We start from the raw sequence: 21,207 nt of genomic DNA, 5'->3' as shown, positions 1-21,207 counted from the left end.
AGGGTTTTTCACGCGTCCTCGAAGATCTCCTCGATCCTGAGCCCGAAGACCCGGGCGATGGCGAACGCGAGCGGCAGGCTCGGATCGTACCTGCCGTTCTCGATCGCATTGACCGTCTGGCGCGACACCCCGAGCGCGCCGGCGAGATCCGTCTGCGACCACTCGCGTTCGGCGCGTAGCGCACGGATGCGGTTCTTCATGAGCGCCGCATCCGCTCAACGATAGCGGCGCGCACTGAACACGCTGCCCAGGATCCACAGCACCGCCATCACCGGCCACACGACGAACAGGGACAGCTTCGGAAAGCCGACGCCTTCGAGAAAGCCATAGCTGAAGGTGATAAGCGCCGTGCCCGCGAACGCGATGGCGAGCGCTTCGAGCTGGACGCGCCGGAACAGTTCGTCCACGCGCCGCAACTGCCGCAAGACGACCCAGCAGATGAACGGGCCGGCGATCATCGGACACAGCGCGACCGCGATGCGGGCCGTCGGGTTGTCGAGCGTGCCGGAGCGCAGCCACCACACCGAAGCCATCAGCAAGACCACATAGGCCAGCATGGCTGCGGTCATTTCCTTGCGATATCGGTTCATGACGGCTTCTTTCTGCGTGTAAAGGATGCTTTACAGCATAGCGAACCGTTGTGGTCATGTAAAGCGTGCTTTACATGACCATGACCGCGTTTGTTAGCCAACAGAACGATCGCGTAATTTATTCTTGCCGGCGGCCTCCGATGCTACGCTTGGCGCTCAAAGTTACCGCAGCCGCCTGATCGTCAGCACAATCGAAGCGAACACGAAGCGAACAAAAATCAATCGGGGCCGCACATGTTGCGAAGGGTGGTGGAGCGCGTGAGACAGTTCCGGCGCAGCGAAGGCTTCAAGCATTCGCTGGCCACGCCGGTTCGCTTTTCGCTGCATGCGCGGCAGCGGCTGAATCGCAGTGTGTTTGCGATCGAGATCAGGGAGACATCGGGCTTCTTCTCCGTGATGCAGATGGTGCTGTTCATCCTCGTGCATTGCGAGGAAAAGCGGCTGACGCCGCAAGTGTCCGCGCGCGGCGGGCTGTATGGCGACGCGGAAGGCAGGATCGACTGGTTCGCGGCGCTGTTCGAGAACGTGCGCGCGTCCGCGGGCGCGATGCCGCCGCGCCGGGTCCGCACATCCGTCGTGCGGGATCTGGAGCAACTGGGTTTCAGGCGGCGCTACGAAAGCGCGCTGCGCCTGCGCAGTGCGAGCGAATTGTTCAATTCATATTACCGGCCGGCTGCATCGATTCGCGAAGAAGTCGCGGCGGCGTGCGCGACGCTCGATATCTCCGCCAGCACGCTCGGCGTCCACTTCCGCGGCACGGACAAGAAGTTCGAAGCGTTCCTGGTGGCGTGGAGCGACTTCTGCCGGCTCGTCGAACAGACGCTCGCGCTCAATCCGCATCTCACGAATCTCTATGTGTCGAGCGACGAGCAGGCCTTCATCGACTTCTTTCTTGCCTGGCCCTTCAAACGCCCGATCAGCGTGGCGCCGGCGCAGCTGCTTTCGAAAGGCGATGCCGCGATACATTTCAGCGGCTATCCGGGCCTTGCGATCGGCCGCGAAGCGCTGGTGTCGAGCCTGCTGCTGGCCCGTTGCGGGCACCTCGTGAAGACGCCGTCCTATCTGTCGGCGTGGTCGAAGATCTTCAATCCCGATCTGCCCATCACTCTTGCCGTGCCGCCGCGTCCCGACGCATTCTGGTTTCCCGACAGCCAGATCTGGATCGAACAGGAACAGGCCGTGGGCGGCAAGGCGGCGTGACGGGCGTGACCGGCGTGACGTCGGCCGCTCATGCATTGCGTTGCGGCAGGAAGCGCCAGGTCAGCAACATCAATGCGAGCGCGGCGGGAAGCCAGTTGATGTCGGTCGGCACGCTGTCGCGATGGGTGTAGCGACGGTCGGTCATGGCCGCGAACAGATCCTGCGGCGTGCGCAGGCGCCGGTAATCGAAGCCGATCTGTTGCGCCACCGACGCCAGATACTCCCCGCGCAAGGCCGAAAGCTCCTCGTGACTCTGCGCGCTGACGCCCGGGTTCGAATGAGCGGGCACCTGGATCACCTGATCCGCCTGCCAGTAGCCGACGCGCCGGCCATCGGCGTTCGTGCGCGGAATGGGCGCGGGCTGATCCCCGCCGACGCCGATCAGCCAGCCCTTCACCTGCCCGCGCGGCACGTCGCGAACGGGTTCGTCGGCGAGGACCGGCGGCGCTTCCTGACCGTCGGTGATGAGCAGCACGCCCGTCTCGTGCCCGATGGTCTTCGCCGTGCGCACGGCGGCGAACACGCCGCCTTCCGCGATGCGGCTCCAGTTGGTCCAGCGCATGTCGCCGCCGATGCCGTCGAGCGAAGCCTGCAAGGCGTCGAAGTTGCCGCACACCTCGACGGGCGGCATGAGCAGCAGCGTGCCTTGTCCGGTGAAGATGCTCCAGCCGATGCGCGAGCCGCACGGCAGGCGTTCCAGCGTATCGCGCATGGCCGCGCGCGCGAACTCGAGCCGGCTCACGGGCGCATTGCCGATGCCGACATCCTCCACGTCCATGCTCTGCGTGATGTCGAAGGTGACGATAGTGCTGACGACATTCCTCGGCAGCATCAGCGGTGGCATCCAGACCGCGGCGGCGAGCAGCAGCGCGGCGGCGGCGAGCGCCCAGTTGCGTCGTCCGCCCGGCGCTCGAGTCAGGGCAAGGGCGGCGCTCATGGCAGATCCTCGCTTTGAGCGCCGCGCAGCCTTACGGTGGATTGATGCTTGATGTCGAGTTCATCCTGATCGCCGGGTATCTCGGGTGCGAGCCACAGCGCGCGTTCGAGGTTGTAGCGCGCGTCCCAGTCGCCGGGCGTGATGCGCAGCGCCGTGCGGTAGCGGTCCTTGGCCTGTTCCAGCAGCGGCAGCGAGCGGATCGGGCCGGTGGCCTCGCTGCCCGCCGCTTCGCGCAGATACAGGTTGCCGAGATTGAAGAGGGCGGCCGTCTGCAGCGTGCGATCGGCGGATTGCGCCGCGAGCGGGTCGAGCAGGTGCTGGGCGTCATCGACGCGTCCGGCTTTCGCAAGCGCCGCCGCACGCGCCAGCCGCACTTCGCCCGCTGCGTCCGGCGTGTCTTGCGTGTCTGACTTGTTGATCGTCATGTCATGCACTTCGCGCGTCACGGTCTGCGCGTGCCGGAACACGCTCCAGTCGTACAAGGCCAGCGCCGCAAAGACGATGGCGACGGTCCCGAAGGCGAGATGGATCGCGCCGCGCCTCATGTCCAGCTCCGCACCTGAACTCCGCGCAGAGCCAGCAGCAGCGCGCTCGCCAGCAACGCGGCGGCGAAGCAGAACGCGCTGTCGTCCTGCCGTGGCAGCCGTTCGGAGAACGACAGCGGCGTGCTGTGCTGCTTGTCGATCTCCGCCATCGCGGCGGCCATGGCGGCGGCGTCCTCGGCCTGATAGAGCCGGTAGGGCGTCGCGAGCCCCTGAAAAAAACGATGCAGCTCCGCTTCCTCGGAGTGATCGTCGGCGGATGCGGGCTTGGTCAGATCGGGGCTGTACACGCCGCTGCGCAAGTACACGAAGTACAGCGCGATGCGGTTGCGCGCCAACCCGCTGCGGATCGCCTCGCGCGCGGCGGCGTCGAGATTCGCGCCGCCGTCGGAGACCAGCACGATGGCGCGGCGGGCTGCGTACGCGCGTCCGTCGAACTGCCGGATTGCCGCGATCAGGCCGCGATCCAGCCGCGTATCCGGCATGCCGCGCCCGATGCCGGTGCCGTCGAGCGCCGCGTCGATGATGCGGTGATCGGCGGTGAACGGCACGGCGAGAATCGGACTGATGCCGAACATCATGAAGGCGAGGCGATCGTCGGGCCGCACGGCGACGAAGTGTTCGAGCGCATGGCGCGCCACCGCATTCTTCGACTGCCCGCTCGGCTCGCTCACCGGCGTCTTCGACATGACCGCGTCCATGCTCGCGCTCCGGTCCATCAGGATGAGGATTTCGGCGGCGCTGCTGGTGCGCATCGCCTGCACGTGCGAGCGCCCTGGACCCGCCAGCCCGATGACGATGCCCGCCATCGCCAGCAGCGCGCAGAGGCGCCGGGCGTGATCGATGGCCGAGCCGAGCGGATCGCGCGGCAGCCAGTCGACGAACGAATAGGCGAACGAATCGGCGGGTTTCGGCAGCAACGGCAGCAGCGCGAGCGGCAGCAGAAGGAGCAGCCAGGGCCGGAGGAAATCGACGGGCATCGCGTCAGCGCCTCTGTTCCGCACGCTGCAGCGCCCGGGCGAGGTCGCGCAGGTCTTCGGGCGGCGCGGCGTCGGGCGTGAAGAAGCGCCGCTGCGAGTGCGCGTAGAAAAGCTCGATGCGCGGTCGAAGCGCTTCGAGATAGGGCGCGCGCGCGAACAGCGCGGGCAGCGACGCGGTATGGACGACCTGTGCGGCGGCGGCATCGAAGGCGCGGTGAAGGTGGACCCAGGGGGCGTCACCGTCGTTTTCGATGCGGCGTATCGCCCGCCACGCACGCGCGAACGGCAGCGTCCTCGCGTCCTTGCGCGTCCGCCATGTCCACCAAGCCGCCCACGCCAGCACGGTCAGCGCCAACAGCGTGAGCATCGCGATCATGCGGCGTCGCGCGGCCGGTCCATCCGTCGGCGTGATGATGCGGTCGGGTTGCAGCGCTTCGAGCGCGCCGCTGCGGAACGCATTGCGCGGCGTCAAGGGCCCGACGCTGATCGGCCATGCAGCCACATTCAACGACGCGCCCTCGGCGGGCGTCAGTTCGAGCGCCGGCAGACCGGTTTGCGTGAGCGTCTGCGCGGCGTTGATGACCTGATACTCGATCACCATCCACGGCTGCCCTTGCGCGTCTTCCTCGATGCGCGCCGGACGCCGTTCGAGCCACACGCCCACGCGGCCCGCCGAAGGCAGCGGCACACCGTGGAGCGCGTGTCCGTCGGAGGACAGCAGCACGCGCTGCGTCAGCACGTCGCCGAGCGCATAGCCGAACGCGCGCGGCTGCGCGACGGCGGCGGTCACGGCCGGTTCGGCGCGGGCGAGCATCGCGCCCAGCAGCAACGCGGCCGCGCCGATCGAGCCTGTGCCGCGGCTCATGCCGTCGTTTCCAGGAAGTAACGCGAGAGCGCTTCGGCATCGAATGCACCCTCGATGAAAAACGGCGTCGCGCCGCGCTTGCGCAACACGCCGCTCAACTCGGCGCGGCGCTTCGCGACGTTGTCGCGCCACTGCTGCGCCATCGAACGCCGCAGCCACAGCGCACGGCGTCTGCCGTCTTCGATGTCACGCACCTGGAGGAACCGGCCGCTGGCCGGCGGCTCGGTTTCGGCCTTGTCCCAGATGACCATCGGCACGAGCCGGGCATGGACCAGCCGATCGAGCGCGGCGTCGAGCGCCGTCAGCGGCCAGTGGAAGTCGGACACCAGGAACACGAGACCGCGCCGTCCCGCCAGACGTTCGAGCGCGCGCACCAGTCCCGCCGCCGGCTTCGCGGAGATCGCGGATACGGAACACGTGCGCAGCCGCTGCGCCATTTCATCGCCGACACCCCGGCCATGGCGCGCCGGCATGAACAGGTCTTCGCGCACGTTTTCGTCGAAGCCGAGCAGGCCGACCTGATCGCCGGCCCGGAACGCGCTGTAGCACAGCGCCTCGACGAACTCGGCGGCGAGATCGAGCTTCGGCCGCCGCGCGCCGAAGCGCATCGACGCGGAGACATCGACCAGCACCTGCACCGGCACCGCGACGCGCTGCAAATGCAGGCGCACCAGCCATTGCTGCGGCACGGCGCGCTGGCTGGCGCGCAGGTCGAGCCGGCGTGGATCGGGGTGATCGAACAGCCGCGCGTGCATCGCGAACTCCTGTCCCGCGCCGAAGCTCGTGCCCGGATGCGAGCCGGGCCGGAAGCCGCGCGCCCGCCCGGGCAGCCGGTAGTGGAATTCGACGGGATCCTTCATGACCCGGCGTGCAGATCAGGGAACCGCGATCGTGCGGACGATCATCGCGGTCAGCGCATCGGCGAGTTCCTGCCGGCGCATTTCATAGACGGGCGTGAAGAAGACCCGGTGACCGAGCGCGGGCAGCAGCACTGCGTGAACGTCCTCGGGCAGCACATGCAGGCGTCCTTCGAACCACGCACGCACGCGCACCGCGCGCACCAGCGCGCTCATGCCGCGCGGACTGGCGCCCGCGAGAATCAGGCGGTCCATGTCGACGTCCGGCAACTCGATGCCAAAGCGCTGCGGCGTTTCGGTCGCCTGCCAGATGTCGAGCACATAGCGTTCGATGCGCGGGCTCAGCGTGACGCTGCGCTGGATCGCCGCGCCGATGGCGTTGAGCCGCGTGGCGTCGATCACCGCGCGCGGCACGCTTTCCATGAGGGCATCGACGTCATGGAACCTCGGCTCGAAGACCAGCGCGCGGCGCACGTCGTCGTCCTGCGGCGTCGGCATGTTGAGCTCGAAGAGAAAGCGGTCCCGCGCCGCCGACGCCAGCTCGAAGGTCTCGTCCTTCTCCACCTTGTTGCGATCCGCGAACACCGTCAGATGCGGGAAGCGGTAGTCACGGCCGAATGCGGACACCGTGCGCTCGGCCATCGCGCGCAGCAGCAGTGACTGCACTTGCGGACGCGAGCGGTTGATCTCGTTGAAGAAGAAGGTGCTGAGTCCTTCGCCGTGACGCAGCAGGGGACCGGGTTCGATGCGCGGCTTGCCGTCGGCATCGACGAAGGTGTGATAGATGAGATCGCCCGGCATCAGGTCGATGGTGCCTTCCACGCGCTCGAAGTCGCCTCCGGTGGCGCGGGCGAAGGCGCGCAGCAGCGTGGTCTTGCCGACGCCCACGCCGCCTTCCAGCAGCACGTGGCCCCGCGCATACAGCGCGATGTTGATCAGATGCGAGATCGCTTCCTGCCCGACGACGGCGTTCGCGACCGCTGCCTCCATGTTGCGGGCTTCGCCGCGCCAGTCTTCGAGTTCGGTTTCGGATGCCATGAAGTCGCGCCGCGCCTTGCTTCGAATGAAGGGTGTCTTGATCGAGCCGGCGTCAGGGGATGCATAAGACATGCCCACAGTGCAAAGCCGCTCGGGCGCGGCACGAGGGAGCACAGTGTCCTTGCGCGATGACAGTGTGTCGCGGACAAAGCGGATCAGCGCAAGCCGGCCTCTTCGAGCAGCCAGGCCTTGAACGCGAGCACTGGCGCCTGTTCGCCGCCGCCCTTGCGATGCACCAGGAAGTAAGCCAGCTCGCAGCTCTGCACCGTATCGAAGGGCTTGACGAGGCGGCCCTCGGCGAGATCGCGCTCGACCAGCGTGGTCCTGCCGAGCGCGACGCCGTTGCCGGAGATGGCCGTTTGAAGCGCCATCGCGGAGTCGTTGAGTTGCAAGCCGCGCCGCGTGTCCACGCCGTCGCGGCAACCCGCATGCAGCAGCCACGAACGCCAGGTCGGGAAGACGCCGAAGCCGCTCATCGACGTATCGTGTATCAGCGCGTGATGTTGCAGATCGAGCGGAGACTTGAGCGCGTGGGGGCCGTGCAGCAGGGCCGGACTGCACACCGGGAAGAACTCGTCGCGCAGCAGGAAAGTGGCATCGAGACCGGGCCACACGCCCGCGCCGTAGCGGATGCCGGCATCGATACGTTCGGCGGTGAAGTCCGTCAGACGTCCGCTCGTGTCGATGCGCAGATCGTAATAAGGATGCCGGCGCTGAAAGCGTTCGACCCGCCACAACAGCCACTTGTCCGCGAAGGCGGGTGGCACGGTCACCGTGAAGACGATGCGCGACTTGCTGGCCTTGAGCGCCTCCATCGCGTTGGAAAGCAGATCGAAGCCGCCTTGCAGGTCGGGCAGGGCGGCACGGGCGGCGTCGGTCAGCGTGAGCCGCGACGCACCCGATGTCGAGCGATGAAACAGTTCGACATCGAGAGTGCCCTCAAGCCCGCGAATCAGCTGACCGACCGCCGCGGGCGTCACGTTGAGTTCATTGGCTGCGGCGGTGTAGCTCAGATGCCGTGCGACCGCTTCGAAGGCTCGCAGCGCGTTCAGGTTGCCGGGCGCTCGCATCACGACTCCTGCGTAGGGAAGTGCGCTCAATCTACCGAAATGCGCTGCGCCCGGCCAGAGCGCGACGCGCGCCGTCAGAACTGTGTCAGGCCGCCGTCAACCACCATCTCCGTGCCGGTGATGAAGGCGGCGTCGTCGCTGGCGAGGAACAGCGCGGTTTGCGCCACTTCCCGCGCTTCGCCGAAACGCTTCAGCGGCACGGCGGCCTGAATGCCTTCGCCGGCGGCGGCCAGTTCCTTGTCCGACAGACCGAGCTTGCCGTGAAAGGGCGTGGCGATCGGTCCGGGGCTCACGGCATTGACGCGGATGCCGCGCGGTGCGAGTTCGGCGCCGGCCGAGCGGACCAGCGAGCGCAAGGCCGCTTTCGTCGCCGCGAGCACTGACAGACCCGGCGTGCCGGTTTCATTCAGGAACGACGTGGTGACGACGATCGCACCGCTCTTCGGCATATGCGGCACGGCTTTTTGAATGGTGAAGAACGCGCCGTTGAAGTTCAGGGCGAACTGCTCGCTGATCTGCTCGGGCGTCACGGCTTCGAGCGGCGCGGCGGTGGCGGCGCCCGCGTTGGCGTACACGACGTCGATGCGTCCATGCGTTTCCACGATCTCGACGATCGCCCGGTCGAGCTGAGCCGGGTCGCGCAGATCGACGTTGAGTGTCATCGCGGAGTCGCCGAGAAGCTGCGCGGCTTCTTCGAGACGGCCCAGATGCGTGCCCGTCACGATGACCTTCGCACCTTCCTGTTGAAACAGCTTGGCGGCTTCCAGACCGATGCCCGAGGTTCCGCCCGTGATCAGTGCAACCTTGTCGTTGAGCTTCATGACCGACTCCTTCGATAGTGGGTGAGGTGAAGGGCTTCGCTGTGTTGCGTTGCCCGTGACTTCACTATCGACGAACGGTCCGTCCCCGACAAACGAGATGATCTGTGCGGGCGGAGAAGAAAATCTACGCCGCCCCGTGAAAGGCGCCGGAAAGCCTCACGCGGCCTGCGGCGGAATGAAATCCGGCGATGCCGCAAGCTCGTCTTCGGCCACCGCGGCGAAGGTCTGCTCCGCGGCGCGCGCCGCTGCCTTGCGCGTCTTGCCCGCCCGTGACGGCGGCTGGCATGCGCCGCACACGACGCCATGCTGCAAGTCGTGCTTGTGCGCGATGTACTTTCCCGTGCAGCGGCAGCAGGGCGTCAGTTGCAGCAATTCGGCTTCGAAGAAGCGCACCAGGGTCCACGCGCGCGTGAGATCGAGCACGGGTTCGGTGCCGGTGCGCGCGCAATGTTCGAGATACAGCCGATACCCCTTGGTGAGCGCATCGAGGTGCGAGCATTTCGCATCGTTCTTGAGGAACTGGTAGGTATTGAAGAACAGCGACGCGTGAATATTGGGCAGCCAGGGCATGTACCAGTCCGCGGAGAAAGGCAGCATGCCCTTGGGCGGCGATGCGCCCCGCACTTCGCGATACAGCCGGATCAGGCGATCGCGCGACAGCTTGAGTTCGCTTTCGAGCACCTGCATGCGCGCGCCCAGTTGAATCAGCGCGATGGCGCGAAACACTTCCTGGGCGTCCTCGGTGACGGTCTTCTTGGCTGGCGTATTCATGCAGTCCCCGCGTCAGGCGAACTGGCGGGCGGATTGCCCGGCCATGAGAATGGCGGCATGCGTGGAGGCGACGTCGGCATGGCGTGGCGCCTGCGTGAGCGCCGAGAGCAGCATGCGGTCGTTGAAGCGGAATGCGCACAGCAACTGGTCCGCTGATGCGAGCTTCACGACCTGCGGCAGCGAGAGGCCGCTCAGCAGATCCGCGACGTCTCCGGACAGGCCGAGCCGGAACATGCCGATGGCCCGGTCTTCGCGCAACAGCCTCTGCGCAAGAATGAGATAGGAAAGATTGATTTCGCGAATGATTTCCTGTGTGTCCTGATTGTCCATGGTATTCAGCCTTTGAGATTTATAAGAGGGCTGTTGCCAGTCGATTCATTCACGCTTCTCCGTGAAGAATCATTAACTTCAGTTTAGACACTCGCTGAAACCGTTTCAATACTCAGACGAATAGTATTAATCAATAGAATCCGCTTGATGCAAAGAAGCGCTTCGGGATTTATTTCTGCCTGTTGGAGAAATTGGCGGCAAATTTCGCGGATGCGGAAAGAAAGCAAGGCGAAGACAAAGGGTCGTATCCTGCAAACGTTTGCACGGTGTGGTGAAAGCATCACCTGTGTTCTTGTCACCGAAACTTCACACAGAAGCCTTAGCGTGCTCTGTTTTCTCTACCTTCGACGTCCGATGCACCCTGCGTTTTCAAGGTTTCACCGCTTCTCCGGCCAGCGCAATTTACGCGTCGCGGGAGATTTATCCCAGGAAGTTCCATTCGTGGACGCCGAGGATTCGAATTCCCTCGTGATGGAAATCTTCTCGGCGCGCCGCGATATGGGAAGTCTGGCCGTGATTGAAAATCTGCGCCCGATCGGACTGATCAACCGCGATATTTTCATGTCGCAGATGAGCAAGCCTTTTCATCGCGAGCTTTACGACAAGAAAAGCTGCATCGCTTTCATGGACAAGGAGCCGTTGATCGTCGATGCGGATGAAAGCATCGAAACGCTTGCGTTCAGGACGGTCGAAGCCGGCGAGAAAGCCTTGGTGGACGGTTTCATCGTGACGCGCGGCGGGCGCTTTGCGGGCGTGGGCAGCGGTCTGGAACTGGTCAGCGCCGTGGCGGAAATGCAGGCGGAGAAAAACCGCCAGATCATGCAGAGCATCGAGTACGCCAGCGTGATCCAGCGCGCGATGCTGCGCGCCTCCGACGAAGCGCTGGCCATGCATTTGCCGGGCGCCGCGCTGCAGTGGGAGCCGCGCGATGTCGTCGGCGGCGACTTCTACCACTTCGCCGCGTTTCCGCATGGCTGGTTCGGCGCCATCGCCGATTGCACCGGCCACGGCGTGCCCGGCGCATTCATGACGCTGCTGGCTTCGGCTTCGCTGTCGCAGGCGCTCGAACAGATGGGTCCGCGCGATCCCGCCGCGTTGCTCTCGGCGGTGAACCGCAACGTCAAGGGTTTGCTCGGTCAGGTGAACAGCGCGCCCGGCGAAGCCCGTTCGAACGACGGCCTCGATACCGCGTTCCTCTGGTTCGACACGCGCGAGAACGTGCTGCATTTCGCGGGCGCGCGGATCGCACTGCATATCCTGCGGCCGGACGCGGCCGAATTCGAGACGCTTGCCGCCGACCGCATGGGCGTCGGCTACGTGGACAGCCACGCGGACTATGCGTGGAACCTGCACTCGGTGGCGGTGCCGCCCGGCAGCCTGCTGTTCATCTGCACGGACGGGCTGACCGACCAGATCGGCGGACCGCGCAGCATTTCCTTTGGCCGGCGCCGCGCGCTCGATGTGATTCGCGAACATCGGGCCGAACCGGCGGCGGCCCTCTGCGAACGGCTGCGTCTGACGCTTGCGGACTGGCAGAGCGTGCAGCCCCGGCGCGACGACGTAACGTTCTTTTGTGTGCGACTCTAGCTCTTCCCAGGCATGTCCCAACTACTCGATCAAGACAGCGCCTTTTTCGACCTGGCGCAGCGACGCAACGTGCTCTTCTATCACAAGGGCTACTTCTCGCATAACATCGTCGCGGCGATGGGCGAGGTCGTCAAACTGCAGCTGGAAGTGGCCGGCGTGAACGGCCCGACGCGGCGCAAGCTGTTCTCTTCGTTCGTCGAGCTGTCGCAGAACATCGTGCATTACTCGTCGAATGCGCTGGCGCGCGACGGCGAGAAAGACGGCTCCATTCGCGAGGGCGCGGTCTGCATCTCGCGCGACGGCGATCGTCACGTCATGCTGTGCGTCAACCCGATATCGAGCGCCGAAGTGGAAAGCCTGCGCAACAGGCTCGAGCCCTTGCGTCACATGTCGCTCGAGCAGATCAAGCAAGCCTACAAGGAATCGCTGCGCGCCGAGACGCCGGAGGACAGCAAGGGCGCCGGCATGGGCTTCCTCACGATGGCGCGCGATGCCAGCGCGCCGCTCGAATTCGCTTTTCATCCGCGTGCCGACGAACCCGGAACCACGCTGTTTTGCCTCATGGCCATCATCTGAGCACAAGGCGCAAGAAATCATGGATAACTTCTTTATTGCCGCCACGACCACGTCGCCCGAGGTCGATTTTCGTTTCGATCAGCATGCGTTGCTGCTGAAGGGTGAGTCGTATCCGGAGAACGCGGCGGCCTTCTATGCGCCCGTCATCGAGCGGATGCGCAAGTATCTCGCGGTGAATACGGACGCGGCCGTCACCATCGACGTCGCGCTCACGTACTTCAACAGTTCGAGCACCAAGATGCTGTTCAGCATGTTCGATGCGCTGAACGAGGCCGCGCAGTCGGGCTGCCGCGTGCTGATGAACTGGTATCACGACGAAGAAGACGAGACGATCGCCGAGTTCGGCGAGGAACTGAAGGCGGATTTCGACGCCATCGAGTTCACCGATCGTCCGGTGGCTTACCCGGGACGCTGAGGATGACTTCGAACTCCTCCGGCGACACGACGCCCGCCCACGCCCCCGACCTGTTCGAGAACGAGACCGCCGCGCTGGAGAAAGCGCGCGGCGTGCATGCAGCGGACGGTGCCGATGCCGAAGCCTTGCATCAGTCGCTGGGCGCGCTGATCGATCACTTCGAGCGCCTGATGCGTGAAACGCGCCGCCTGATCGGCCGCAGCGACCGCGCCGAACGCGAGATGCAGGTGCTGGCCCAGCAACTCGCGCACCGCGCTTCGCACGATGCGCTGACCGGCGTGCTCAATCGCAGCGCCGTGATCGAGCAGGCCACGCGCACGCTGAAGGAGCGCAGCGCGACGATGATCGTGCTCGACATCGACGAGTTCAAGCGCGTCAACGACGACTTCGGTCATCCGACCGGCGATGCCGTGATTCTGGGTGTCGTCGATTGCCTGCGCCGGATCGTGGGCGAGCGCGGTTTCATCGGCCGCGTGGGCGGGGAGGAGTTCACGGTGCTGGTGCCCGGCGACGATCACGCCGCCGCTGCCTCGCTCGCCGAACGCATGCGGGCGGCAATCAGCGAGGCGCGCGTGGTGCCGTCACTGGACCGGCGCATCACGGTCAGCTTCGGCGTCAGTCATAACCGCGCCGGAACCGGCTTCGATACCGCCTATGGTCTTGCCGACGAGGCGCTGTATCGCGCCAAACGCGGGGGACGCAATCGCGTGGAATTCGCTGCGCAATCGTGACCGCTCACGCGTAGAGAATGCGCGTGCCGCTGCTGTTCAGCCAGGTGACGAACTCGTCGCCGAGGCCTTCGTCCGTCACCAGGCAATCGATGCTCTCCATCGCGCCGAACGCGGCGAACTCCCGCTTGCCGAACTTCTTCGAATCCGCGAGCAGATAGACGGTCTTCGCGGCGTCGATCATCGCGCGCTTCACATGCAGGTCGATGAAGTCCGGATACGAGATGCCCGACTCCATCGACACGCCGCCTGCCGCGAGAAAGAGCTTGTCGACGAACATGCCTTCGAAGAACGCCGACGCTTTCTCGCCCGACACCGCCACCGTTTCCGCCTTGAAGATGCCGCCGGTGAGCATCACGCGATTGGTCGGCTCCGCGCCGAGCAGGATGGCGATGTTCAGCGCATTCGTCACGATCCGCAGGTTCTTCCGGTCGAGCAGGTTCTTCGCGAGTTCGGTGGTGGTGGCGCCGCAGTCGAGAATCAGCGAGTCGCCGTTCGAGATCAGGCTCGCCGCCTTCCTGCCGATCAACGCCTTTTCCGGGCTGGTGGGCAGCACGGGCGCGTGGTCGGCGCGGCGCGCGGGTTCGGGTTGCGTCGACGTCAGCCGCACGCTGCCATGCACGCGTTCCACGCGGCCGAGTCGCTGCAACTCGTCGATGTCCTTTCGGATCGTCGGCATGGACACGCCGAATTCGCTGGAAAGCTCCGACAGCTTCACCAGTTTCGCGGCCTGCACGCGTTCGAAAATTTTTTCTGTTCGGGTCCGTTGATCCATTTTTGTATTCCCGCCGACACGTCGCCCAGCACGCGCGTCTACAGGCGCTATTCTGCCTCATCAAGCCCGCCGCCGCGCCCCGCTTAGGTGTTTTCCCTTCTTTGCTTTGCTTCCCTTTGACTTTCGAAAGAAAGTAAAAGAAACTTGCTTTCAGGCAAACGGGAAGTCTGGGAGCAGGAATGGAAAACCCTTTCAAGCAGTCCGGCGGCGCGCTACACCGCCGGGCGCAGGACATCCGCAAGAAGATCTGCGTGATGAACGCCACCGCGAAGAGCGGTCACACGGGCGGCGACATGTCGGAGGCGGACATCCTGGCGGCGCTGTATTTTCATGTGCTGCGCTATGAGGTCGAGGCAGGACAGCGCGTGCGCTGGCATGACGAGTTCATTCTCAGCAAGGGGCACGGCGTGGGCGGCCTGTATGCGTGTTTCGCGGAACTGGGCTGGCTGCCGGAGCGCGAGTTGCTGACCTATCTGAAGGACGATGGCCGCCTGCCGGGCCATCCGGTGCGGCAGAAGCTGCCTTCGTGGGTCACGGTGAATACCGGCGGCCTCGGCCATGGCTTCCCGATCGCCGCCGGCCTGGCGATGGCGAAGCAGCGCCACGCCGCGCGCAGCGGCGGCACGGGACGGGTGTTCGTGCTGACCGGCGACGGCGAACTCGAGGAAGGCTCCAACTGGGAAGCCGCGATGGCGGCGGCGCACTTCGAGCTCTCGAACCTGGTGGTGATCGTGGACCGCAATCGCCTGCAACTGGCGGACTTCACCCACAACATCATGGATCTCGATCCGCTCGACGAGAAATTCCGCGCGTTCGGCTTCGAGGTTCACGACGTCAATGGAAACCAGGTGGATTCCATTTGGAAACTATTGGAAAGTCTCGACTACGACAATCGCAAGCCGAAGGTGGTGATTGCGCACACCATCAAGGGACGCGGCGTCTCCTTCATGGAGAACGTGCCGGCGTGGCATCACAAGTTCCCCACTGAAGATCAACTCAAGCAGGCGTTGCAGGAGCTCGACCATGCGTGACTACGCGGACTTGCGTGACGGCGCGGTGAGCGCAATCGACCGGCTGACTTCGGCGGGACGCGACATCATCGTCGTGGTGGCGGATTCCACTTCGACCTCGAAGATCGGTCCTTATCTCGAACGCTTTCCGGAGCGCGTGATCAACGTGGGCATCGCGGAGCAGAACATGGTCGGCATGGCCGCGGGCCTCGCGCTCGGCGGGCACATCGTGTTCACGGCAAACGCCGCGCCGTTTCTCGTCGGCCGGGCCAACGAGCAGGTCAAGAACGACGTCTGCTACAGCGCGACCAACGTCAAGATGCTCGGACTCAACGCGGGCGTCGCCTACGGTCCACTGGCCTCGACCCATCACGCGATCGACGATATCTCCATCATGAGCGGCTTCGGCACCGTGCAGATCTTCGCGCCGTGCGACGAGATGGAAACGGCGCAGGTGATCGATCATGCGGTGTCGGTGGACGGGCCGGTCTATATCCGCCTCGACAACGCCAAATTCCCCGTGGTGCACGACGCGTCGTACCGCTTCGAGCCGGGCCGTCCCGATGTGCTGATCGAGGGTTCGAAGGTCGCGGTCATTGCGCTCGGCTCGGTGGTCGGAGAAGCGCTCGATGCGTGCGAGGCGTTGCGCCGCGACGGCGTGCTCGATCCGACGCTCGTCAACCTGTCCTCGCTGCGGCCGCTCGATCAGGACGCGCTCGCGGCGATCGTTGAGCGTCACGAAGCCATCGTCACGGTGGAAGAGCATTCGCTGCACGGCGGCATTGGCGCCACCGTGGCAATGCTGATGGCGCGCCGTCGCCTCAACCGCCCGCTGACCACGCTCGGCATCACCGAAGGCGAGTTCGCGCAGTACGGCACGCGGCAAGGCATTCGCAAGCACTATGGCATCGACGCGGCGGGCATCGCCGACGCCGTGCGCGCGTTGTGCGCGCAATAAGAACAGGGGGACACGTACATGAGCATTCAATACGACATGTCGCTGCGCCACGGCGTCGATTTCGACTTTCGCCTCGACGGCAAGGTGGCCGTGGTCACGGGCGGCCTGGGCGGCATCGCAATGGCGACCAACGCCGCGCTGATCGCCAAGGGCGCGCGCGTGGCGATTCTTTATCCGAGCTTCGAGGAACCGCGCGTGCAGGCCGCGCTGGCGGAACTGGGCGCTGAGAACGCATGCGCCTTTGCCTGCGATGTCGCCAACGAAGCCGAGGTCGAGCAGGCGATGGCCGCCGCGCGCGACCATTTCGGCGACCTGCATCTGCTGGTGAACGCCGCTGGCTGCATCACGCTGACGCGCGCCCAAGACATCACCTTCGACGAATGGCAGCGGCAGATCGGCGTGAATCTCACTGGGCCGTTCCTGTGTTCGAAACACTTCGCGCGCATCGTGCTCGCGAGCGGACATGGCGGCAAGATCGTCAACATCGCGTCGCAGGCGGCGACGGTCGCCATCGACCAGCATTGCGCCTATACCTCGGCGAAAGCCGGACTGATCGGCATGACGAAGGTGCTGGCGAAGGAATGGGCGCCGCGCGGCATCACGGTGAACACGGTATCGCCCACTGTCGTGCTGACGCCGATGGGCGCCGCTGCCTGGGAAGGCGAGAAGGGCGAGAACATGAAGAAGCTGATTCCAGTCGGACGCTTCGCGTACACCGACGAAATCGCGGCCGCGATTCTCTTCCTGCTGTCCAACGGCGCGGACATGATCACGGGCGCCGACATCATGATCGACGGAGGCTACACGATCGCCTGAGTCGTTACCCGAGCAAGACCACGCTGTTCCAGAAAGACAAACCAAACCGGAGACAACAACATGTGGAAGAAGCTTGCAGTCGCAGCCGCGGTGGCCGTATCGTGCGCCGCCGTGATGCCCGGCAGTGCGTATGCAGCGGGCAAGGGCACCATCGCGATTCTCGTCAACGCGCTCGACAACCCCTACTACGCCGCCGAAGCCAAGGGCGCGGAGGCCGAGGCAAAGAAGCTCGGCTATGACACCATCGTGCTCTCGCACGGCGAGGACGTGAACAAGCAGAACGAACTCGTGAACCTGGTGATCGGCAAGGGCGTGAAGGGCATTGTGCTCGACAACGCGGATTCGAATGCAAGCGTCGCCACGGTGCGCGCGGCGGCGGACAAGAAAGTGCCGGTCGTGCTGATCAATCGCGAGATTCCGAAGGACGGCATCGCCATCGCGCAGCTCAGTCACAATAACCTGCAGGCGGGTACCGAAGTGGCGCAGCGCTTCGTCGAGGCAATCGGCGAGAAGGGCGAGTATGTCGAGCTGACCTGCAATCTTGCCGACAAGAACTGCGTCACGCGTTCGCAAGCCTTCCATCAGGTGCTGGATCAATATCCCGATCTCAAGATGGTCGCGCGCCAGGACGCCAAGGGCGCGCTGCTGCCCGGCAAGCAGGCGATGGATTCGATCCTGCAGGAGCATCCGAACATCAAGGGCGTGATCTGCGGCAACGGGCCGGTGGCGCTGGGCGCCATTGCGTCGCTGGAATCGGCGGGGCACAAGGATGTCGTCGTGATGGGTATCGACGGCAGCAATGACGAGCGCGATTCGGTCCTCGCCGGCAAGCTGAAGGCCACGGTGATGCTGCAGGCGCAGGGCATCGCGATCCATGGCGTGGACCTGCTCGACAAGTACATCACCACCGGCAAGACCGGCGAGCCGGAGCGCCAGCTGACGCGCGGCATCCTGATCACGAAAGACAACGCATCGAAGGTCAAGGACTTCTACTACACGAAGTAAGGTGCGTGAACGGCAGCGGGCGCGGCCCGCTGCCAGGGTTTGTCAAGTGAGGTCGTCATGGTTCATCCCGTTTCCACCGGCTGGCGCGCGCTGCTGACGCTGTGCGTGCTGAGCCTCGCCGCGTGTCACGTCGTGACCGATACCGAGCTGGCGCAAATCCGCAGCCAGGGCCAGCACAAGGGCCCGGACGCCGCGAAGATGCTGAGCGACCAGCTCATTCCCTACGCCGACAAGAACGCGAAGCCGGCGGCGCAGGTGATCGGCGCGCTGAACCAGAATTTCGACGATGCCTGCAAGCAGTTCGGCTTCCGTCAGAGCAATGCGTTTCCGTGCAATTTCTGGCTGCGCGTGCAGGGCAAGGTGACGCGCATCGATTCGACTTCGCGGGTCGGCAAGGCCTATGTCGAAGTGGCGCCGGCGGGCGGCGGCGAGCCGGTGAACGTGGTGCTGGAGATGGGACCGGTGGTGGTCGGCACCGGCGTGCGCGACGGCTTTCCCGGCGTCAAGTACAGCGACTTCGACGACCAGACCCGCTTCGCCGCGTTCGGCCAGGAGCTGAACAAGCTGGTCGTGGCGCGCGTGCAGCAGTCGTTGAAGCTCAAGGCCGGCGACAGCGTGGACGCCGCCGCCGTCTACAGCAGCTGGAGCGAGCCTGCGGGCGAGATCCGCGCGATTCCGGTGGTCTGGAAATGAGCGAACCCCGAACCCTGAACCCGGTGAACGTGATCGAGACGCGCGGTCTCTCGAAGCAGTATCCCGGCACGGCCGCGCTGATCGACGTCGATTACAAGGTGCGGCGCGGCAAGGTCAACGTGCTGATCGGCGAGAACGGCGCGGGCAAGTCCACGCTGATGAAGCTGCTGGCCGGCGCGGAGACGCCCACTTCGGGCGAGATCTGGATCGACGAACAGCTCGCGCAGATCAGCGACGTGCGCAGCGCCGAGAAACACGGCATCGGCATCATTTTCCAGGAGCTGAATCTCTTTCCCGACATGACGGTGGCCGAGAACGTCTTCGCGGGTAACGAGATCACGAGCTCGGGCGTGATCGTGTCGAAGCGGGAGAATCATCAGGCGAAGGTGCTGCTCGACCGCCTGCATATCGCCATCGATCCGCGCACGCGGCTGGGCGATCTCTACGTGGGCCAGCAACAGCTGATCGAGATCGCCAAGGCGCTGTCCAAGCACATCAAGGTGCTCATCATGGACGAGCCGACTTCCGCGCTGTCGAAGACGGAAGTGGAGATTCTCTTCAAGATCATCGGCCAGCTGAAGGAAGAAGGCGTCACGGTCATCTACATCTCGCACCGGCTGGAAGAGATCATGGCCATCGGCGACTGCATCACGGTGTTGCGCAACGGCCGGCTCGTGGCCGAGGACGAGATCGCCAACATCGACATTCCGTGGATCATCGAAGCGATGGTCGGCTCCTCGAAGAAGCGCTTCGCCTTCGAGCAGCACAGCATCGGTGCGGAAGTGCTCAAGGTGAAGGACCTCGCGCTCAAGCGTTCGAACGGCATCTACGCGGTGGATCACGTGTCGTTCTCGGTGAAGGCGGGCGAGGTGGTCGGCATTTATGGATTGATGGGCGCGGGCCGCACCGAACTGCTGGAGTCGCTGCTGGGCGCCAATCCGCTCGCGCTCGGCGAGATCGAACTGGCGGGCAAGGCCATCGAGGACATGCCGATTCCGAAGCGCATTGAAGCGGGCATCGCGCTGGTGCCGGAAGACCGGCAGAAGCAAGGCATGGTGCAGCTGATGACGATCCTCGAAAACATGACGCTGTCGAGCCTCGGCAAGTTCACGCGGCGCTTCGTCGGTGCGCTGACGCGCGACCGGCAAGTGGAGGCGGCGGGCGACATCGTGAAGAAGCTCGCCATCAAGGCCGCTTCCGTCGATGCGCCGATCACGTCGCTCTCGGGCGGCAACATGCAGAAGGTCGTGATCGGCAAGGCGCTGCTGACGAAGCCAAAGGTGCTGCTGATGGACGAACCGACGCGCGGCATCGACGTGGGCGCGAAGGAAGACGTCTACAAGACCATCAGTCTGCTCGCGCAATCCGGCATTGCCGTGATCTATGCGACCTCCGAGCTGGACGAGGCCATGGCGGTGTCGAACCGCGTGTTCGTCATGGCGAGCGGCCGGCTGACCGCCGTGCTGGAGCGCGGGCAGTTCGACAGCGAGCGCATCGTGCGCGCCTCGACGCCCGCGACCGCCGTAGTGTGAAAGGAACGAGATCCGAACCATGAATACACCCAACAGCAGCAATCCGCCGGTGACGCCGGTCCACGCGAAGCACAATCGCCAGGGCGCCTACGCCGCGGCGCGCATCGCGGTCAACCTGCTCAAGCTGCGCATCTTCATCGCGCTGTTCGCGATCATCATCGTGTTCTCGCTGGCCACGGAAAGCTTTCTCTCCACCGGCAACCTGCTCATCATGGCGAAGCACGTCACCGTGGTCGCGATTCTTTCCATCGGCATGACGCTCGTGATCCTCACCGGCGGGATCGATCTGTCGGTCGGGTCGATCGTCGGCATCAGCGGCATGGCGGCGGGCTATCTGCTGCTCGAAGGCGTGAAGATCGGGCATCACGTGGTCTTCTTCAATCCGTGGGGCGTCGCGCTCATCGCCTGTCTGCTTGGCGCGCTGATCGGCGCCGTGAACGGCTATCTCATCACCATGCTCAACGTCGCGCCTTTCATCGCGACGCTCGGCATGCTCTACGTGGTGCGCGGCGCGGCGCTGCTGGTCAACAACGGCAGCACCTTCGCCGACCTCGAAGGCAATCCGGCGCTCGGCAACACGGGTTTCGAGTTCATCGGCAACGGCACGATCCTCGGCCTCTCGATGCCCGTCTGGATCATGATCGTGCTCGCCGCCATCACCATCTTCATCGCCCGCAAGACGCCGCTCGGACGGCGCATCTACGCGATCGGCGGCAATGAGCAGGCCGCGCGCTTCTCGGGCATCCGCACGAATCGCGTGAAGCTGTTCGTGTACATGTTCTCGGGCTTTTGCGCGGCGATTGTCGGGCTGGTCATCACGGCGCAATTGCAGACCGCGCATCCGCTGACCGGCCAGACCTATGAACTGAACGCCATCGCGGCAGTGGTGCTGGGCGGCACCGCGCTGATGGGCGGGCGCGGCACGGTGTTCGGCTCGGTGGTGGGCGCGTGCGTGATCAGCATTCTCGGCGACGGCATGGTGATGTGCGGCATCAGCGATTTCTGGCAGATGGTCATCAAGGGCCTCGTCATCATCTTCGCGGTGGTCGTCGACCAGTTGCAGCAGCGTCTCCAGTCGCGCATGGTGTCGCTCACCGCATGAGGCCCGGAC

Annotated in this window: 25 protein-coding genes; 12 read left to right on the top strand and 13 right to left on the bottom strand. The window is 64.8% G+C overall.

What is annotated here, in order from left to right; translation table 11 throughout:
* Positions 1-8: 8 nt before the first annotated feature.
* Positions 9-200: a helix-turn-helix transcriptional regulator gene (locus tag QCE62_RS25420; RefSeq protein WP_309924431.1), complete on the bottom strand. Its 192-nt coding sequence runs from the start codon at positions 198-200 to the stop codon at positions 9-11.
* 15 nt (positions 201-215) lie between these two features.
* Entirely contained in the window at positions 216-590 is a 375-nt protein-coding gene (locus QCE62_RS25415; protein ID WP_309924429.1) for a hypothetical protein, read from the bottom strand.
* Between the two features lie 234 nt (positions 591-824).
* Here QCE62_RS25415 and QCE62_RS25410 point away from each other — a divergent pair, with 234 nt between their 5' ends.
* Entirely contained in the window at positions 825-1,790 is a 966-nt protein-coding gene (locus QCE62_RS25410) for a hypothetical protein (protein ID WP_309924427.1), read from the top strand.
* A 28-nt stretch (positions 1,791-1,818) separates the two neighbouring features.
* Here QCE62_RS25410 and QCE62_RS25405 read toward each other — a convergent pair whose 3' ends face one another.
* From QCE62_RS25405 to flhD, 10 genes are all read right to left on the bottom strand, one after another.
* Positions 1,819-2,727: a vWA domain-containing protein gene (locus QCE62_RS25405; protein ID WP_309924425.1), complete on the bottom strand. Its 909-nt coding sequence runs from the start codon at positions 2,725-2,727 to the stop codon at positions 1,819-1,821.
* Positions 2,724-3,272 (bottom strand): MxaL protein, encoded by a 549-nt coding sequence (locus tag QCE62_RS25400; RefSeq protein WP_309924424.1) that lies wholly within the window; start codon positions 3,270-3,272, stop codon positions 2,724-2,726. The genes QCE62_RS25405 and QCE62_RS25400 overlap by 4 nt, the downstream gene beginning before the upstream one ends.
* On the bottom strand, positions 3,269-4,249 hold the full coding sequence (locus QCE62_RS25395) for a vWA domain-containing protein (protein WP_309924422.1): 981 nt from the start codon (positions 4,247-4,249) through the stop codon (positions 3,269-3,271). Before QCE62_RS25395 ends, QCE62_RS25400 begins: the two co-directional genes overlap by 4 nt.
* Positions 4,250-4,253: 4 nt before the next feature.
* On the bottom strand, positions 4,254-5,114 hold the full coding sequence (locus tag QCE62_RS25390) for a hypothetical protein (protein WP_309924420.1): 861 nt from the start codon (positions 5,112-5,114) through the stop codon (positions 4,254-4,256).
* On the bottom strand, positions 5,111-5,974 hold the full coding sequence (locus QCE62_RS25385) for a VWA domain-containing protein (RefSeq protein WP_309924419.1): 864 nt from the start codon (positions 5,972-5,974) through the stop codon (positions 5,111-5,113). The genes QCE62_RS25390 and QCE62_RS25385 overlap by 4 nt, the downstream gene beginning before the upstream one ends.
* A gap of 15 nt (positions 5,975-5,989) precedes the next feature.
* Positions 5,990-7,009, bottom strand: a complete 1,020-nt coding sequence (locus QCE62_RS25380) for a MoxR family ATPase (RefSeq protein WP_309924417.1) — start codon at positions 7,007-7,009, stop codon at positions 5,990-5,992.
* A gap of 155 nt (positions 7,010-7,164) precedes the next feature.
* A complete protein-coding gene (gene gcvA, locus QCE62_RS25375; RefSeq protein WP_309924415.1) occupies positions 7,165-8,079 on the bottom strand; it encodes a transcriptional regulator GcvA in 915 nt (304 codons plus the stop codon).
* Positions 8,080-8,153: 74 nt separating this feature from the next.
* Positions 8,154-8,900 (bottom strand): SDR family oxidoreductase, encoded by a 747-nt coding sequence (locus QCE62_RS25370; protein ID WP_309924413.1) that lies wholly within the window; start codon positions 8,898-8,900, stop codon positions 8,154-8,156.
* A gap of 156 nt (positions 8,901-9,056) precedes the next feature.
* A complete protein-coding gene (gene flhC, locus QCE62_RS25365) occupies positions 9,057-9,671 on the bottom strand; it encodes a flagellar transcriptional regulator FlhC (RefSeq protein ID WP_309924411.1) in 615 nt (204 codons plus the stop codon).
* A 12-nt stretch (positions 9,672-9,683) separates the two neighbouring features.
* Complete coding sequence (gene flhD, locus QCE62_RS25360) at positions 9,684-10,001, bottom strand: flagellar transcriptional regulator FlhD (protein WP_309924409.1); 318 nt, start codon at positions 9,999-10,001, stop codon at positions 9,684-9,686.
* A gap of 471 nt (positions 10,002-10,472) precedes the next feature.
* On the opposite strand from flhD, the gene QCE62_RS25355 reads away from it, so the two are divergent.
* The 4 genes from QCE62_RS25355 to QCE62_RS25340 are packed head-to-tail and all read left to right on the top strand — an operon-like array spanning position 10,473 to position 13,310.
* Positions 10,473-11,588: a SpoIIE family protein phosphatase gene (locus QCE62_RS25355; RefSeq protein WP_309925304.1), complete on the top strand. Its 1,116-nt coding sequence runs from the start codon at positions 10,473-10,475 to the stop codon at positions 11,586-11,588.
* 12 nt (positions 11,589-11,600) lie between these two features.
* Positions 11,601-12,164 (top strand): SiaB family protein kinase, encoded by a 564-nt coding sequence (locus QCE62_RS25350; protein WP_309924407.1) that lies wholly within the window; start codon positions 11,601-11,603, stop codon positions 12,162-12,164.
* 19 nt (positions 12,165-12,183) lie between these two features.
* The gene (locus QCE62_RS25345) at positions 12,184-12,579 is read left to right on the top strand and encodes a DUF1987 domain-containing protein (protein WP_309924405.1); all 396 of its coding nucleotides are present in this window, start codon (positions 12,184-12,186) and stop codon (positions 12,577-12,579) included.
* 2 nt (positions 12,580-12,581) lie between these two features.
* Positions 12,582-13,310, top strand: coding sequence for a GGDEF domain-containing protein (locus tag QCE62_RS25340; RefSeq protein WP_309924403.1), 729 nt, complete (start codon positions 12,582-12,584; stop codon positions 13,308-13,310).
* A gap of 4 nt (positions 13,311-13,314) precedes the next feature.
* Here QCE62_RS25340 and QCE62_RS25335 read toward each other — a convergent pair whose 3' ends face one another.
* Positions 13,315-14,082 (bottom strand): DeoR/GlpR family DNA-binding transcription regulator, encoded by a 768-nt coding sequence (locus tag QCE62_RS25335; RefSeq protein WP_309924401.1) that lies wholly within the window; start codon positions 14,080-14,082, stop codon positions 13,315-13,317.
* A gap of 179 nt (positions 14,083-14,261) precedes the next feature.
* On the opposite strand from QCE62_RS25335, the gene QCE62_RS25330 reads away from it, so the two are divergent.
* Genes QCE62_RS25330 through QCE62_RS25300 form a run of 7 tightly spaced genes read left to right on the top strand, consistent with a single transcriptional unit; the run spans position 14,262 to position 21,198 of the window.
* The gene (locus tag QCE62_RS25330) at positions 14,262-15,113 is read left to right on the top strand and encodes a transketolase (protein WP_309924399.1); all 852 of its coding nucleotides are present in this window, start codon (positions 14,262-14,264) and stop codon (positions 15,111-15,113) included.
* Positions 15,106-16,050: a transketolase C-terminal domain-containing protein gene (locus QCE62_RS25325; RefSeq protein ID WP_309924397.1), complete on the top strand. Its 945-nt coding sequence runs from the start codon at positions 15,106-15,108 to the stop codon at positions 16,048-16,050. The genes QCE62_RS25330 and QCE62_RS25325 overlap by 8 nt, the downstream gene beginning before the upstream one ends.
* 18 nt (positions 16,051-16,068) lie before the next feature.
* Positions 16,069-16,866 carry a GolD/DthD family dehydrogenase gene (locus tag QCE62_RS25320; RefSeq protein ID WP_309924395.1) on the top strand — a complete coding sequence of 266 codons (798 nt, stop codon included), beginning with the start codon at positions 16,069-16,071 and terminating at the stop codon, positions 16,864-16,866.
* Between the two features lie 60 nt (positions 16,867-16,926).
* Positions 16,927-17,871 carry a D-ribose ABC transporter substrate-binding protein gene (locus QCE62_RS25315; protein WP_309817177.1) on the top strand — a complete coding sequence of 315 codons (945 nt, stop codon included), beginning with the start codon at positions 16,927-16,929 and terminating at the stop codon, positions 17,869-17,871.
* Between the two features lie 57 nt (positions 17,872-17,928).
* Positions 17,929-18,564, top strand: a complete 636-nt coding sequence (locus tag QCE62_RS25310) for a DUF2291 family protein (protein ID WP_309817174.1) — start codon at positions 17,929-17,931, stop codon at positions 18,562-18,564.
* Complete coding sequence (locus QCE62_RS25305) at positions 18,561-20,096, top strand: sugar ABC transporter ATP-binding protein (protein ID WP_309817171.1); 1,536 nt, start codon at positions 18,561-18,563, stop codon at positions 20,094-20,096. Before QCE62_RS25310 ends, QCE62_RS25305 begins: the two co-directional genes overlap by 4 nt.
* 19 nt (positions 20,097-20,115) lie before the next feature.
* Positions 20,116-21,198, top strand: a complete 1,083-nt coding sequence (locus QCE62_RS25300) for an ABC transporter permease (protein WP_309817168.1) — start codon at positions 20,116-20,118, stop codon at positions 21,196-21,198.
* Positions 21,199-21,207: the final 9 nt, after the last annotated feature.

The organism is Caballeronia sp. LZ033 (genome assembly GCF_031451265.1).
In the GTDB taxonomy this organism is placed as follows: domain Bacteria; phylum Pseudomonadota; class Gammaproteobacteria; order Burkholderiales; family Burkholderiaceae; genus Caballeronia.
This window is presented reverse-complemented; position numbering and strand designations above follow the sequence as displayed.